14 protein-coding genes are annotated in these 15,499 nt (G+C 59.8%); 7 read left to right on the forward strand and 7 right to left on the reverse strand.

The genetic code is table 11. The annotated features are described in order from the left end of the window. Window positions 1–129 precede the first annotated feature (129 nt). The 3 genes from cydB to EGJ22_RS18235 all read right to left on the reverse strand — a co-directional run bounded on the left by cydB (window position 130) and on the right by EGJ22_RS18235 (window position 4,977). Complete coding sequence (gene cydB, locus EGJ22_RS18225; protein ID WP_016974639.1) at window positions 130–1,146, reverse strand: cytochrome d ubiquinol oxidase subunit II; 1,017 nt, start codon at window positions 1,144–1,146, stop codon at window positions 130–132. 14 nt (window positions 1,147–1,160) lie between these two features. Beyond that, the gene (locus EGJ22_RS18230) at window positions 1,161–2,552 is read right to left on the reverse strand and encodes a cytochrome ubiquinol oxidase subunit I (RefSeq protein ID WP_028697340.1); all 1,392 of its coding nucleotides are present in this window, start codon (window positions 2,550–2,552) and stop codon (window positions 1,161–1,163) included. Between the two features lie 100 nt (window positions 2,553–2,652). Further along, complete coding sequence (locus EGJ22_RS18235) at window positions 2,653–4,977, reverse strand: FdhF/YdeP family oxidoreductase (protein WP_028697341.1); 2,325 nt, start codon at window positions 4,975–4,977, stop codon at window positions 2,653–2,655. A gap of 275 nt (window positions 4,978–5,252) precedes the next feature. Between EGJ22_RS18235 and EGJ22_RS18240 the strand changes: the two genes are divergently transcribed. Together EGJ22_RS18240 and EGJ22_RS18245 are read left to right on the forward strand one after the other, a co-directional pair. After that, the gene (locus tag EGJ22_RS18240; protein WP_053870420.1) at window positions 5,253–6,152 is read left to right on the forward strand and encodes a bestrophin family protein; all 900 of its coding nucleotides are present in this window, start codon (window positions 5,253–5,255) and stop codon (window positions 6,150–6,152) included. A gap of 89 nt (window positions 6,153–6,241) precedes the next feature. Continuing rightward, window positions 6,242–7,618 carry an OprD family porin gene (locus EGJ22_RS18245; protein WP_028697343.1) on the forward strand — a complete coding sequence of 459 codons (1,377 nt, stop codon included), beginning with the start codon at window positions 6,242–6,244 and terminating at the stop codon, window positions 7,616–7,618. 85 nt (window positions 7,619–7,703) lie between these two features. On the opposite strand, the gene glp is transcribed toward EGJ22_RS18245, so the two are convergent. Together glp and moaB are read right to left on the reverse strand one after the other, a co-directional pair. After that, window positions 7,704–8,888 (reverse strand): gephyrin-like molybdotransferase Glp, encoded by a 1,185-nt coding sequence (glp, locus tag EGJ22_RS18250; RefSeq protein ID WP_033738193.1) that lies wholly within the window; start codon window positions 8,886–8,888, stop codon window positions 7,704–7,706. A gap of 8 nt (window positions 8,889–8,896) precedes the next feature. After that, complete coding sequence (gene moaB / locus EGJ22_RS18255) at window positions 8,897–9,436, reverse strand: molybdenum cofactor biosynthesis protein B (RefSeq protein WP_028697345.1); 540 nt, start codon at window positions 9,434–9,436, stop codon at window positions 8,897–8,899. Between the two features lie 268 nt (window positions 9,437–9,704). On the opposite strand from moaB, the gene EGJ22_RS18260 reads away from it, so the two are divergent. Genes EGJ22_RS18260 through EGJ22_RS18265 form a run of 3 tightly spaced genes read left to right on the forward strand, consistent with a single transcriptional unit; the run spans window position 9,705 to window position 11,013 of the window. Next, window positions 9,705–10,625, forward strand: coding sequence for a LysR family transcriptional regulator (locus EGJ22_RS18260; RefSeq protein ID WP_028697346.1), 921 nt, complete (start codon window positions 9,705–9,707; stop codon window positions 10,623–10,625). Then, on the forward strand, window positions 10,622–10,765 hold the full coding sequence (locus EGJ22_RS26180) for a hypothetical protein (RefSeq protein WP_177432068.1): 144 nt from the start codon (window positions 10,622–10,624) through the stop codon (window positions 10,763–10,765). Before EGJ22_RS18260 ends, EGJ22_RS26180 begins: the two co-directional genes overlap by 4 nt. Beyond that, a complete protein-coding gene (locus EGJ22_RS18265) occupies window positions 10,762–11,013 on the forward strand; it encodes a MoaD/ThiS family protein (protein WP_028697347.1) in 252 nt (83 codons plus the stop codon). The genes EGJ22_RS26180 and EGJ22_RS18265 overlap by 4 nt, the downstream gene beginning before the upstream one ends. Window positions 11,014–11,297: 284 nt before the next feature. On the opposite strand, the gene EGJ22_RS18270 is transcribed toward EGJ22_RS18265, so the two are convergent. Further along, the gene (locus EGJ22_RS18270; protein ID WP_080694524.1) at window positions 11,298–11,603 is read right to left on the reverse strand and encodes a hypothetical protein; all 306 of its coding nucleotides are present in this window, start codon (window positions 11,601–11,603) and stop codon (window positions 11,298–11,300) included. 283 nt (window positions 11,604–11,886) lie between these two features. Between EGJ22_RS18270 and EGJ22_RS18275 the strand changes: the two genes are divergently transcribed. Both EGJ22_RS18275 and EGJ22_RS18280 read left to right on the forward strand, forming a co-directional pair. Beyond that, window positions 11,887–12,480 carry a hypothetical protein gene (locus tag EGJ22_RS18275; protein WP_028697348.1) on the forward strand — a complete coding sequence of 198 codons (594 nt, stop codon included), beginning with the start codon at window positions 11,887–11,889 and terminating at the stop codon, window positions 12,478–12,480. Between the two features lie 523 nt (window positions 12,481–13,003). Continuing rightward, window positions 13,004–14,290: a hypothetical protein gene (locus EGJ22_RS18280; protein WP_028697349.1), complete on the forward strand. Its 1,287-nt coding sequence runs from the start codon at window positions 13,004–13,006 to the stop codon at window positions 14,288–14,290. A gap of 584 nt (window positions 14,291–14,874) precedes the next feature. Here the strand turns inward: EGJ22_RS18280 and EGJ22_RS18285 are convergent. Beyond that, window positions 14,875–15,499, reverse strand: a 625-nt coding sequence (locus tag EGJ22_RS18285) for a HEPN domain-containing protein (protein ID WP_158619537.1), incomplete at its 5' end; no start/stop codon positions are given.

Genomic DNA, 15,499 nt, shown 5'->3' on the forward strand with positions numbered 1-15,499 from the left:
CCTTGATACAGTTTTAAAAGTTCGGAATATGGCCAGGCCATCAATGAGGGCCGAACAACAGAAGCATCGCAATTAGGCACGCAGATGCAGGTATTTGTCCCTGCACCTGCGTTCTTCACCGCTCGACTCCTAGTGATAGGCATCCCCCGCCTGCACCTTGCCGCGGAATACGTGGTAGCTCCAGAAGGTGTAGCCCAGAATTATCGGGATGATGAACAGCGCGCCAATTAAAGCGAACAGCTGGCTGGTCAACGGCGCGGCAGCCTGCCACAGGGTGATACTCGGTGGCACGATGTTCGGCCAAATGCTGATCGCCAGCCCCAGGTAACCCAGGAACACCAGCCCCACCACAGCAATGAACGGCATGTGCGAGTGACGCATGCGCAGGGTCTTCTGGATCACCACCACAGCCAGCACTGCCAGCACCGCGATCAGCACCGAGCGTAGCCAGTGACTGGCACCGAACCAGCGCTGGGCGATGTCGTCATGCAGCCAGGCAGTCCAGGCGCAGATCACCACGATCACCAGCGCCAGCAGGTAGGTCAGCGGGCGGCTGTAGTGGCGCATGCGCGACTCGAGCATGCCGTCGGTCTTGATCAGCAGCCAGGTGCTGCCCAGCAGCGCGTAGGTCAGCAGCAGGCCGACGCCGCAGAACAGCGGGAACGGCGCCACCCAGTCCCAGCCAGTGCCGGCGAACTGGCGGTCCACCACGGCGATGCCGCTGATGTAGGTGCCAATGGCCACGCCCTGGAAGAAGGTCGCCAGCACCGAGCCGCCTATGAACGCCTTGTCCCACAAGTGACGCTTGTTCGGGTGGGCCTTGAAACGGAACTCGAAGGCCACGCCGCGGAAGATCAGGCCGGCCAGCACCAGCACCAGCGGCAGGTACAGGGCCTCGAGGATCACCGAGTAGGCCAGCGGGAAGGCGCCGTACAACGCCGCTGCGCCGAGCACCGCCCAGGTCTCGTTGCCGTCCCACACCGGTGCCACGGTGTTCATCATCACGTCGCGATCGCTCGAATCGCTGATCAGCGGGAAGAGAATCCCCAGCCCCAGGTCGAAGCCGTCCATGATCACGTACATCATCAGCCCGAAGGCGATGATCACGCCCCAGATGACCGAAAGGTCGATACCTTGAATTGCCATGTGCCTGTTCCTTCTCAGTCGGCGACGGACAGCGGGCGACGCGCGGTGGCCAGCGATTCCGGTTGGTCGGGGCTCGGCAGTTCCTCGTGCGCGGTCGGGCCTTTGCGCACCAGGCGCATCATGTAGCCGATCCCCACGGTGAACACCGAGAAGTAGATGACCACGAAGGCCGCCAGGGTGATGCTCATCTGCACGGCGCTGTGGTTGGAAGCCGCTTCGGTGGTGCGCAGCATGCCGTACACCACCCAGGGCTGACGGCCCACTTCGGTGGTGAACCAGCCGGCCAGCAGGGCGATCAGCCCCGACGGCCCCATCAGCAAGGCGAACCAGAGGAAAGCACGGTTGCGGTACAGCGCGCCGTTGCGACGCAGCGCCAGGGCCAGCAGCGCGCAGGCCAGCATCAGCATGCCCAGGCCGGCCATGACCCGGAAGCTCCAGAAGATGATCGTCGAGTTGGGACGGTCTTCCTTGGCGAAGCTCTTCAGCGCCGGGATCTGCTTGTCCAGGCTGTGGGTCAGGATCAGGCTGCCCAGGTACGGCACTTCGAAGCTGTAGCGGGTGGTTTCGGCGGCCATGTCCGGCAGGCCGAACAGCACCAGCGGCGTGGCTTCGCCCGGCTTGTTCTCCCAGTGGCCCTCGATGGCGGCGATCTTCGCCGGCTGGTGCTCCAGGGTGTTCAGGCCGTGGGCGTCACCGACCACCACCTGCACCGGCGTTGCCACCAGGATCATCCACATGCCCATCGACAGCATCTTGCGGATCTGCGGCGTATTGCGCCCGCGCAGCAGGTGCCAGGCCGCGGAGGCCGAAACGAAGAACGCGGTGGAGAGGAACGCGGCCAGCGCCATGTGCGCCAGGCGGTACGGGAACGACGGGTTGAAGACGATCTTGAACCAGTCCAGCGGCATCACCCGGCCATCGACGATCTCGATGCCTTGCGGGGTCTGCATCCAGCTGTTCGAGGAGAGAATCCAGAACATCGAGATCAGCGTACCGATGGCCGCCATCACCGTGGCGAAGAAGTGCAGCTTGCGCCCCACCCTGCCCCAGCCGAACAGCATCACCCCGAGGAAGCCCGCTTCGAGGAAGAACGCGGTAAGCACCTCGTAGGTGAGCAACGGCCCGGTCACGCTGCCGGCGAAGTCGGAGAAGCGCGCCCAGTTGGTGCCGAACTCGTAGGCCATGACCAGGCCAGAGACCACGCCCATGCCGAAGTTGACGGCGAAGATCTTCGACCAGAATTTATAGAGATCCTTGTAGACCGAATGGCCGGTTTTCAGCCAGCAGCCTTCGAGCACGGCCAGGAAGCTGGCCAGGCCGATGGTGATGGCCGGGAAAATGATGTGGAACGAGACCGTGAAGGCGAATTGCAGCCTTGCCAGGTCCAGTGCACTCAGATTCGACATGACGATATCCTTGTGGACAGGCAGGTCCCTCCCGGGCGGCGGCCAGTGCGGCGCCGCATGCCCGAGGGGCCTGCCGTCGATTGATTTGAACGGTCGAGAGTTATGCGCTGACGGCGTGAATCAACGCATCCGCTTGCGCGTGCTCCAGGCGAATGGCGACGAACTTCGAGGTCGGCGTGAAAGTCTGGTCGCCATAGCTTTCCAGCGGTACCAACGGGTTGGTCTCCGGGTAGTAGGCGGCCGCCTGGCCGGCAGGGATGTCGTAGGCCACCAGGGTGAAGCCGCTGACCCGACGCTCCAGACCGTCCTCCCACAGCGACACCATGTCCACCTTGTCACCGGGGGCGAAGCCCAGGCGCTGGATGTCGGCCGGGTTGGCGAAGACCACTTCGCGCAGGCCGAACACGCCGCGGTAGCGGTCGTCCAGGCCATACAGGGTGGTGTTGTACTGGTCGTGCGAGCGCAGGGTCTGCAGAATCAGGTCGGGCGTCTCGCCACGGGCCAGCACCGTCTCGTTGACCAGTTGCACCGGCAGCTGGCTGGCGGTGAACTGGGCCTTGCCGCTGGCCGTGTTCCACTCACGCTCGGCGGCGGCGTTGCCCAGGTAGAAGCCGCCCGGGTGCTCCAGGCGCGCGTTGAAATCGGTGAACCCGGGAATGGTATCGGCGATCAGGTCGCGGATGCGTGCATAGTCGGCCACCACCCAGTCCCAGTCGATCGGCCGGTCGCCCAGCGTAGCCTTGGCCATGCCGGCGATGATCGACGGCTCCGAGCGCAGCAGCGGCGAGCGCGGTTTGAGCTGGCCATGGGAGATGTGCACCATGCTGAAGGTGTCTTCCACGGTGACGCCCTGCGGCCCGTCGGCCTGGATGTCGATCTCGGTGCGGCCCAGGCACGGCAGGATCAGCGCATCGCGGCCGGTGACCAGGTGCGAGCGATTGAGCTTGGTCGAGATGTGCACGGTCAAGTCGCAGTTGCGCAGCGCCGCGTGGGTGCGCGGGGTGTCCGGGGTAGCCTGGGCGAAGTTGCCGCCCAGGGCGATGAACACCTTGGTGCGGTGCTCTTCCATGGCCTGGATCGCCAGCACGGCGTTGTGCCCATGGCCACGCGGCACTTCGATGCCGAAGCGACGCTGGATATTGTCCAGCAGCCAGGTCGGCGGCTTCTCGTCGATGCCCATGCTGCGGTCGCCCTGCACGTTGCTGTGGCCGCGCACCGGCGACAGGCCGGCGCCCGGGCGGCCGACGTTACCGCGCAGCAGCTGCAGGTTGACGATCTCCTGCACGGTCGGCACCGAGTGGCGATGCTGGGTGACGCCCATGGCCCAGCACATGATCACCCGCTCGGCCTTGCGGTACATGCGCGCGGCCAGCTCGATCTCGGCCTTGCTCAGGCCCGACTGCTCGACGATGTGCTCCCAGGAGGTGGCGTCCACCTGTGCCAGGTAGTCGTCCATGCCAGTGGTGTGGGCCTTGATGAAGGCGTGATCGAACACCGGTGGCATGCTGTTGGCCTGGGCCTCGCGCTCCCACTGCAGGAGGAACTTGGCCATGCCACGGATGGCCGCCATGTCGCCGCCAAGGGCGGGGCGGAAGTACGCGGTGTTGGTCGGTTCGGAGCCGTTGCTGAGCATTTCGAACGGGTGTTGCGGGTGCTGGAAGCGCTCCAGGCCACGCTCCTTGAGCGGGTTGAAGCACACCACCTGGGCGCCGCGCTCCACTGCCTCGCGCAGCGGTTCGAGCATGCGCGGATGGTTGGTGCCGGGGTTCTGGCCGATGACGAAGATCGCGTCGGCCAGCTCCAGGTCGTGGAACACCACGGTGCCCTTGCCCACTCCGACGGTGCTGGACATGCCCAGGCCACTGGCCTCGTGGCACATGTTCGAGCAGTCGGGGAAGTTGTTGGTGCCGTAGGTGCGCACGAACAGCTGGTAGAGGAACGCCGCTTCGTTGCTGGCCCGGCCCGAGGTGTAGAAGTCGGCTTGGTCGGGCGACTCGAGCTTGTTCAGGTGCTTGGCGATCAGGGCGAAGGCCTCGTCCCAGCTGATCTCGACATAATGGTCGGTGCTGGCGTCGTAGCGCATCGGGTGGGTCAGGCGGCCCTGGTATTCGAGCCAGTAGTCGCTTTGTTCGAGCAAGGCGCTGACGCTGTACCGGGCGAAGAAGTCGGGGTCGACCAAACGGCCGGTGGCTTCCCAGTTGACCGCCTTGGCGCCGTTCTCGCAGAACTTGACCATGCCGTTCTCGGGCGATTCGCCCCACGCACAGCCTGGGCAGTCAAAACCGTTGTTCTGGTTAGTCTTGAGCATCGCACGGACGTTCTTGACGGCGTTCTCGCTGCCCAACCAGGCCTTGGTCACACCTATCAGCGCGCCCCAGCCGGCGGCCGGTCCGTTGTAACTTCTAATATGTTCTTCGTCGCTCATCAGGATCACCCTTGGTCGCGGCAGGCTAATTAACAAGTTCGAAGTTCCATTGAGTTCAAATAATCTACTTCGACACTGCTGACCCGTGCAGGCTATTTTCACGATGTACTAGCGTCAAATTGAAAGTAATTAAGACTTCATCGGTAATCTCTATCACCCGGCCGTGATAGAGATTACCGATCAAGTGGTCATTAAATATGATTGGACGATGCTACCTGCACTTTCTAGTCTGCTGCCGCGCTCCAACTTCGCCTGATGAACCCGCAGGTATTGCCATGATCGTCCACGCCAAACCCAATCTGCTGAACGTGCTGATCACCCTCAAGGGTTCGATTGCCCGGCGCATCGCCCGGCGCATCCTGATGGTCAGCGCGCTGGCCTCGCTGATCGTGCTGGTGGAGACCCTGCACCCGGCCTTCTACGCCAAGGTCAATGCCACGCCCTTCACCCTGCTGGGCATCTCGCTGTCGATCTTCATGAGCTTTCGCAACAACGCCTGCTACGACCGCTGGTGGGAGGGCCGCAAGGCCTGGGGCCAGGTGGTCATCGAGGTGCGTTCCTTCATCCGTGCCAGCTGCGTGATAGCCAACCCCGAGCAGCGCGCCCTGCTGCTGCGCGGACTGTGCGGCTACACCCATGCCCTCGGCGCACGGCTGCGCGGCGAGGATGAGTTCAAGGCCGCGACGCCATGGGTCGACGATGCCGCCAGCCTGCCGCCGCATAACCTCAGCGACGGCATCCTGCAATCGCTCGGCGCACGCATCTCGCGTTTGGCCCAGTATCAGCAAATCAGCGAATGGCGCTACATGACCTTGGAACAGCGCTTGAAGGGTCTGTCCGAGGCGCAGGCGGCCTGCGAGCGGATCAAGGCCACGCCGCTGCCCTTTCCCTACACCCTGCTGCTGCACCGTACCATCTACCTGTTCTGCGTGCTGCTGCCGTTCGCCATGGCCGAGCCACTGGGCTGGCTGGCGCCGCTGTTCACCGCCATCGTCAGCTACACCTTCTTCGGCCTGGACGCCATCAGCGACGAACTGGAAGACCCGTTCGGCCGCGACGAGAACGACCTGCCCCTGGACGCCATCGTGCGCATCGTCGAGCGCGACGTGCTTGGCGCCCTGGGCTGTACCGAGCTACCGCCGGCGCTGCAGCCGGTGGACCACATCCTCAGCTGAACCCCTAACACCCTGCCCGCCCCGGCCAGCACCGCTGGCCGGCGGCGTTCGCGTGCGCGTCAACCCATCACAACAATGGAGCAGCACCCATGCAACGTACCACCCTCTCCGTGGCCGTGTCCCTGGCCACCCTGGCGGGCCTCGCGCCCTTGTGCAGCCACGCCGCCGGTTTCATCGAAGACAGCAAGGCCAGCCTGACCCTGCGCAACTTCTACATCGACACCGACAACCGCAATGGCAGCGCCGCGCCGAGCAAGCAGAACGAATGGGGCCAGGGCTTCATGCTCAACTACACCTCAGGCTACACCCAGGGCACAGTCGGCTTCGGCGTCGACGCCCTAGGCCTTCTGGGCGTGCGCCTGGATGGTGGCGGCAGGGCCGGCAAGGCCAACGTCGAACGCCAGCCCGGCACGATCTTCCCGCTGGAGCACGATGGTTCGGCGGTGGATGAGTTCAGCAGCCTCGGGCTGACCGCGAAGATGCGCATCGCTCGCAGCGAGCTGCGCTACGGCACCCTGCAGCCGAAGCTGCCGGTGGTGGTGTCCAACGATGCCCGCCTGCTGCCGCTGACCTATGAAGGCGCCCAACTGACGTCCAACGACTTCGCCAACCTGACCCTGACCGCCGGCCAGCTGGAGCACACCCGCGGGCGCAACTCCACCGACCTGCGCGCCCTGAGCATCGCAGGGGCCAATGGCAGCACCGCCAAGAGCCGCGACAGCAACCACTTCTACTTCGCCGGCGCCGACTACAAGGCCAGCAAGCAATTGGTGCTGCAGTACTACTACGGCGAGCTGGACGACTTCTACAAACAACACTTTTTCGGCCTGGTACACAACCTGCCGCTGGGACAGGGCAACCTGAAGACCGACCTGCGGGTGTTCCTCAGCGACAGCGACGGCAAGAACGCCAGCGCCGCCGGGCGCCAGGACAACTACCTGAGCAGCGGCTACTACGGTGGCAACGTGACCAAGGGCGAGGTGGACAACCAGGTGTACAGCGGCATGTTTACCTACAGCCTGAGCGGGCACAGCCTGGGGGCGGGGTATCAGGTGCTGACCGGTGACAGCGACTTTCCTTATCTGAACCGAGGCGATGGCGAGGGCACAAGCACCTACCTGGTCACCGATGCGCAGCTGCTCAAGTTCAACCGGGCGGGGGAGCGGACCTGGCTGGCACGGTACACCTACGACTTCGCGGCGGCTGGTGTACCGGGGCTCAACTTCAGCGTGTTGTATCTGAAGGGGGATTCGATCTATACGGCCCACTCTGACCGCAGCGAATGGGAGCGGGATATCGCGCTCAGCTATGTCACGCCTTCCGGGCCGTTCAAGGGACTTGGGCTGGCCTGGAAGAATGCCACCCTGCGCAGTGGGTTACCTGCAGGCACGGTGCCCGGGTATGCGGCGCAACGGGATCAAGATGAAAATCGCCTGATTGTCAGCTATACGTTGCCGTTGCTTTGATCTGTGAAGGTTAGGTGCCGTTCTGCTCGGCGCCAGATTGCCGGGGGGCGCACCGCGGCCCCGGCAATTCCATCGATCATCCCAGCTAGAACACGCCATCAAATGAGAGGAAATCGAGCACATCCCCCGCCTCGAATGTCTCGCCCGCCGGCACTTCCAGCAATCCGTCGGCCTGAACCGCACTGAGCAAGGTCGCCGAACTCTGGTTTTCCAGCAAGCGCGCCCTACCGCCGTCGAGTCGCACCCGCAGATACTCCTGACGCTTGCCTGCCTTGGACCAGGAGAATCCCGCCACCACCGGCACACGCATCGGCTCTAATCGTGCTACCCCCATGCGCGCCAGCAAATAGGGCCGCGCCAACAGCAGGAACGTGACCAGGGCCGACCCTGGGTTGCCCGGCAACCCCAGCAGCGGTATGGTGCCGACATGCCCAAAGGTAAAGGGCTTGCCCGGCTTAATCGCCAGCTTCCACAACTTCACCTCGCCGGCCTCACGCAACAGCGCACCGATGCAGTCGGCATCGCCCACCGACACCCCAGCGCTGCTGATGATCAGCTCGATACCTGCGACCTGGGTTAGGGCCGCACGCAGCAGCGCAGGATCATCAGGCACACGTCCCAGATCGATTACCTCGCACCCCAGGCGGTCGAGCAGCGCAGCCAGCACCACGCGGTTGCTGTCGAAGATCTGCCCCGGACCGAGGATCGCGCCCTCTTCTGCCAGCTCATCACCACTGGATAATAATGCCACCTTGGGTCGGCTCACCACTGACACCCGGCTGATGCCTTGCGAGGCCAGCACCCCCAGGGCAATCGGGTTAAGTACAGTGCCAGCAGCCAGCAATGGGGCGCCGGCACGAATCTCGTTACCCTGCGGCCGGATATTGTCGCCAAGCCGCAATGTAGTCAGCGAGCTCACTCGCCCCTGCTCATCGAGCCTGCAGTTCTCCTGCAACTGCACACAGTCGGCTCCCGCCGGAATGGGCGCTCCGGTAAACACGCGCGCACAGCTGCCCGCTTGTAGCGGGCCAGGGGCCTGGCCGGCGAACACGGTCTGCGACACCGACAACGGCTGGGTCGCCAGATCGTCAAGTCGCATCGCGTAGCCATCCATGGCGCTGTTGGTCCAAGGTGGCAGGTCGATAGCTGCGCGCAGATCCTCGGCCAGCACGCGGCCGTCGGCCTGGCGCAGCGAGACCAGTTCACACGCTGTAAACGGCGTCCTCCTGGCCGTCGCCAAAAGCTGGCGCAAGGCTTCGTCGACCGCCATTAAAGCGCTCACGAACGTCTCCCGCACAGGTTGGCCACCGTCAGGTGAGGTACGAAGTTACACGGGCGATGCCGGGCGTCCAGTTGCTCGACCAGAATGCCCTCCCAGGCAGTGCGGCAGGCACCGGTGGAACCCGGCAGGCAGCACACCAGGGTGCCGTTAGACAAGCCTGCAAGGGCACGGCTTTGTACCGTGGAGGTGCCGATATCAAGGATCGACAGGGCGCGGAACAACTCGCCGAAGCCATCAATGTGCTTGTCCAGCAGGCAACTGACCGCCTCCGGCGTGCTGTCGCGTCCGGTAAAGCCAGTGCCACCAGTGATCAACACAACCTGCACCCCCTCATCGGCAATCCAGCCAGCGACCTGGGCGCGGATCTTGTACAGATCGTCTCTGAGCAGCTCCCTGGCCACCAGACGATGCCCCATGCCCACGGCTCGACTGGCCAGTAGTTCACCGGAGGTATCGGTCTCAAACGTACGGGTATCGCTGACCGTCAGCACAGCAATATTCAGCGGAACGAACACGGCATCGGGTTTGGCACTCATCTTCTTGCACTCTGATAATTCGACAATACGCCCGAGAAACTAGAACGCCGTAGATAACGTGTCCAATCGATAATACCCAATACATAATAAGCGACCTCTATCACACTGCCTCATCAGTACGCTCTATCAATTCTTCGCTATTTCCCATTGGACGATATTTAAACTTCATTTTACTTTTCGATGCCTTGAAGGCCTGGCAGCGATCACCTGCACAAGTGCCACGCCTCGATGATTTCGTATTTTTCAAACCCAATCAGCAAGGCGCCCCATGGATATCAAACAGCTCAAGTTCCTGATTGCCCTGGACCAGACCCGACATTTCGGTCAGGCCGCTGCCTTGTGCCACATTACCCAGCCGACCTTGTCCATGCGCCTGCGCAACCTAGAAGATGAACTGGGTCTGATGCTGGTCAACCGCGGCCAGCGTTTCGAGGGCTTCACCCAGGCTGGCGAGAGGATACTCGCCTGGACCCGGACACTGCTGGCCGCCTACGACGGCCTGCAGGCCGAGGCTGCCAACTGCCGTGGGCGCATTGTCGGCAGCCTACGCATTGGTATGGTGCCGCTGTCCGGCTTCAACCTGATGGACCTGCTCAAGCCGCTGATCATCCGCTACCCGCAACTTCAGGTACAGCTCTCGTCGCTGAGTTCAGAACAGGTGACCGACGGCCTGATCCGCAACCAGCTGGACCTGGGCATCTGCTACCTCGACCAGATCAATCGCAATCACTTCGACGTGATCGAGCTCGGCGCCACGCGCATGGGCCTGTTGTACGACACTCGGCAGTTCGCTTTCGACGGCCCGAGCCTAACCTGGGAAGCCATCGCCGATTTGCCTCTAGGGTTGCTGTCCCAGGGCATGCATTACCGCCAGTCGATCGACCTGAGCTTCCGCAGCCGTGGTCTGCATCCGAAGTCGATCCTTGACAGCGACTCCACCTATCAGCTGGTGCAAGGCGTCTGCGCTGGCTTGTGCTGCGCAATCATGCCGCTGGACCACGGCCTGGAAGGCCTGAGCGAGCACATCCATATCCTGCCGATCTCCGATGCCAGCATCCACGCCCCGGTCGGCCTGCTGCTGCGCCGCAGCGAACCACACTCGGCCCTGGCCCAGCAATGCTTCGACGAAGCCCGGCTGTTGCTCTACCCGCAACTGCAGCCCACCCCCACGCCTCTGGAGCTCACGTGAACGACACACCCGATTCATCCATCCCCTTGACCAGTCTGGCCAACCTGGGTCAGCAACTGACCCTACAGGTCGACTGGCTGCGCCTGCCGCGCAAGTCAGACAGTCGCTCTGGCCAGTACCAAGCCGAGGTCGCGCCATGATCCGAGTAAACTACTTCGCCCGCTATCGTGAACTGCTCGGCAGCGAGGGCGAGACGCTGCAATGGGAGCCCTCGCTGGCCAGTCTGCGCGACCTGCACGGACGGCTAGTCAACCGTGGTGGCCCATGGATGGAAACCCTTGGCCAGGCCAACCTGATGTGTGCGCGCAACCAGGAATTGTGCTCACTGGACACGCCATTGTGCGACGGCGACGACATTGCTTTCTTTCCACCGGTCACGGGAGGCTAGCTCTCGCAAAAAGATTAAGATTCGGCAAATCGTCGAACGTTCTTCAGGTTTTCAACAATCACGGCGTATTCGGCCAACGGTCAGAACGCCAACCAGTGCCCCTCGTCATGTTAGCGACGATCGGGTGAGAATTTTGCTCGGATTGCAGCAAGAGGAAGGCCTTCGGCCCCCTGCCCTATGGCTGTTCCCATCTAACGCGGCGCCCACACGTCCAGCAATCTTTGACGGTGTGAAGCACTAAAGCAGCTGCGCGAAGGTCTCAGCACGGAAGTGAGTTAGCGCACCTACGAATCCACACTCACATGGTAACGGTATTCATGCGGCGAGAAGCGACCTGCCGGACCGAACAGTAATTGGACGGCACAACCTTCCAAGAATACAAAAGCTTTTTTTTGCGCGTACTGCGCATACTGGTCACGCAGTGCAAGTGGTACTGTACCGCGATTCTTCAGGCAAAGCCTGACCATCCGAGCTAATACATAGCCGCGAATGTCGTATCGGGCGTCCACCGCTTTCAGCACAGTGGCATAGCGCGAGAGGAAAACGCCCCCCGGCGGACGGGCGCTCGAGGGCGCTGTTCTATCACTCATCGGTAATCTCCTATAAGCCCCTTCCGCAGCCGGGTCACTGACGAGAACCCGGGAGCACCCTTGAATACGTTGCGTGCGGTGCGCCCAAGCGAAGAAAAAAGTGGATATAACACGAGGCAAAGGCGTCGGGAGCATCATAAAAAATTATTAGTGGCATTCATACATCAAGCCTAGGACATTCCGCCACTCGAATTCCCACCTACCCCTGTTCAGAATAGCGATGCGACGACGCCTCAACAGATCAACGCAGATCTCGCAACACCTTCGAATTCAAGGAACATAAATGAGCTACAAGGAAATTTTCAACAGATTAAACGTGGTGGTCGCCGTGGCGATTGGCGGATTCTTCGTCGTGTACGTAGCCGGGAAAGCAGAAGGTAGAGATAGCAACCAAGCTATCACCGACCTCTACAAGGCACAGTTAGAGGTCAGTCAGCACGAGCTAAGTAGCGCGCGCGAACAAATCACTACGCTCAAGCTGGACCTCCAGCGAAGCGCGGACTCACTTAAGCTTCCTGCGCGGAAGCTTGAAGCAGTCGTTTCTCGTGAAAATTGCCCCCCAGATATGACTTATTTAGAACATCTACCTGCAGAGCAGGGCGGTTCGGCGGGCATGAGCCTTCTAGTACCAACAGGTCAAACCACTGCGGCACTCGATGATCAGTTATTTATCTCGGTGAGAGCCACCAATTACGTCAATTCGCCGTCACGCTACACTGCATTTTTGTCCATTGGAAGCCCAGGTCAAGCCAACCTAGCACTGGACGGCGTAGAAGTGGGCCACGTGATTAAATACCAAGGTTTTGAACTTCGTGTGATGGCCATCAGCGCCGTAAATGTCGGACTTCAGATAACTAAATTAAAAGCTCATTCCTGAGCCAAAAGCGCTTAAGCCAAAAGACTCGTTTCGGTAACTTTTAAAAATCAAAATGCATCGCCAGCCATAGCTTCCCATCACCTTAGCGTCTGAGCGTAGGATCACTGACTCTTAAAGCAATGGCAATAACAGAAATCTACGCTCACATCTCCCTCCTGACCGACTTACATCAAGACAATCAAGGTCGCAGGATTCACCCCTAGTCGCTCCGCAAATTTTCCATTTTTTCGATCGTTGAACTTCGAATACTACGCTCAACCGTGGAAATGAAGGACTGGCCCGTCCCCCAAGCGGTTCTTGTGCGACCTCCTTTCGTACCGCATCTACTTAAGCGCGGGGCCTAAACCCGTGGAGCCCGGCAGGCACTCTATAACTGTACGTGCCCTGGATTGCCAGCCTCTCGAACCCGCCCGAGACCCGAACGCTTGATGCGCAGAAAGGCCATGAGCGATCCGAAAGAAGCTGTCAGGAACCCCCCGTTATGTCAAAATGACATCAGACGAAGCTATCTCAGGGACGTTTGGTGAAAAATTGGTATTCCGGCTACAACTTCCATCCTGTCGGACAAGGTCTGTTCACAAGTGGCGTGTTTCAACTTGAAGGGGCTGACCCGTATTGGTGGGTTTTTGACTGCGGCACTTATCTGAAAAAGCATCAGGTCGATCTCACTAAGGAAATTGACCAGCTGTCTCACTCGGTGACGATATCTCGCCCTAAACGAGCGCCGAAATTGGACATGGTTTTCATCTCTCATTTCGATAGAGATCACATCAACGGCCTATTGGAACTTCTAGCCAAATTCGAGGTGGGTCGCCTAGTGCTCCCGTACATCCCATTGGGCTTACGAATAAGTATCGCGATGGAGGTAAGGGCAAGCACATTTAGCGATTGGCAACTTTTCGTCATCGACCCCGTGAAGTATATCGCCTCGGCACAAAACATAAATGTTGAACGGGTAGCCGTAGTTTTGCCGGCCAGTGTTCAAATGCCTGAAAACCAGGACATATTACCGATCACATCAGACGATGGCGTTTTTATTGAGCCACCGCCACTCCGACGCCCCACCATTGTGGATGAAGGCTACATAGCTGGCAACTACCCGGTCGAGTGGCTCAGCCCCTCCACACGGTTCAACATCAAGGGCATCTGGGAGTTTATCCCCTACAACGATTCTTATCTAAAAGTACATGCCACCGTTCCCTTCCAAAAAGCCATCGGGAAACTTACATCCACTCTTCTTGACCCTGCATACCTGGGCAATCGTGGGGCGGTTAAAGCATCTATGGAGCGGATCTACAACAAGACGTTTGGCGCCTCCCCCCGCCTAAGAAATCTGATCTCACTATTCGTATATGCAGGTCCGATCAACTGCACGGCCACCGAAGGATACGCCTACAATACATCGAATGAACTGACGCCGGCTCATTGGGAGCTTCTGAACAAAATCCGCTACCCCTACTATTGGCACTGGTTCCACCGTCGCGCCAGAGTAGGCGGGGCGAAATCACTGCTGCTCACAGGTGACGGCTCATTAAGTACAAGCCGGCAGCTTGAACAGCTTGTGAATTACCTTGGTCAATCCCGCATTGATTGCATCCAGGTCTTCCAGGTCATGCACCATGGTGCTAGGACCAGTTGGAGCGATGAAGTAGCTGAGGTGATCGCCCCTGAGTTCAGCGTTTTCTGTGCTTTCCCGTTCGGATCTCACCCTCATCCTCACCCCGCTGTTGAATTCGCGTTACGAGCACACGGCCCCGTGTACTGCCGAACCGGTTATGGTTTTACCCTGTGGCAAGCGCCATTCGAGTAGAGGGACTGAGCAGCGCACCTTGATGCAAAAAAAGTCACAAGCAGGAAAGCGACCCGCGTCATTAATGCAGGCTGTGCCGCACCACCAGCTGTAAACGCCATTCTCAATCATGCCATCGTGACCTGTCAGTCACAGCTGAATGGAATGGCCCCTGACTTGATTGATGCCGCTTGCAAGTGAAGGCACCCGACTCGAGGCAGTCCTTGATGCCAACAGCAATCTCTCTAGGAGCGGATTTATCGGAGCGCCGACCGGTACGAACACCATCATAGCCGATGCCATGCACCGCGCCGCTTGGTTCGCGGAAAAACCATCCCCACAGAATGCGCGCCGCGCTCGAAATAGAGTAGGCTGCGGGGATTGCCGCCAGTCGCGAATGGTTGCCATAGGTTCAAAGCGGCCTAGGACTCGACGTATGATCCTGTATTTTCTCTCAGCCAGATCGGGTCCAGTGCATCCATCCCACACCCTGTTCGCCTTACGTTAATGTAAAAGCTATCGCTCGGGTGTTAGTCGCTGAGGCCATTTCTGCCTTGTTAAATTATTTGATTAACAAGGCTTGGTGACTTCAGGCAATAGCTTAATCACAAGTCTACAAAGCGCACCTTCATCACTGTCCCCTCATCTGCGAGCGAGACAAATACTCTCTCTAGAAACAAATTGGACTGCGCAGCCCATTTTTCTACGTCCGACAGCCGAATAGAATTGGCGTATTGCTTACCCTTGCCTGGGCGCTCTGTTCTGTCACCTCTGTGTACGATCTCGTGTCTTCTATTGATCATCTTTTCAAGCGACGGGAAAAACTCAGAAAACTGGGACGCATCTTTGTTCATGAATTTAAGAAGGCTAACGATATCAGATACATTATTGAAGGTAGTTCTATCAAGATAGGAGCTAACGGAGCCTGCGATTAGTTGATCGACGGTCATACCCTTTAATTTATGCAGTTCTCCCAGATGAAATTTTTCAGGTTTCCCTGAAGAATTCAGACCCTGCAGAGGGATCTTATTCAAAAAATCCTCACCGGCTAGAGGCAGATAGTGAGCTGCTATTGTTCTCAAGCAATCTTCAAGCATGGCATGCATGAAGACCACCGCCGAGCGCAGAATATCAGCTTGATGAACAAGAACCCTGAATCGCCCCTGGTTTCGTAGACACCTCCAAGCCTCATAATGAGGCCCAAATAGGAGGTGCCATGAGTCGTCAGCG

It is taken from the genome of Pseudomonas sp. p99-361 (assembly GCF_003935475.1).
In the GTDB taxonomy this organism is placed as follows: Bacteria; Pseudomonadota; Gammaproteobacteria; order Pseudomonadales; family Pseudomonadaceae; genus Aquipseudomonas; species Aquipseudomonas juntendi.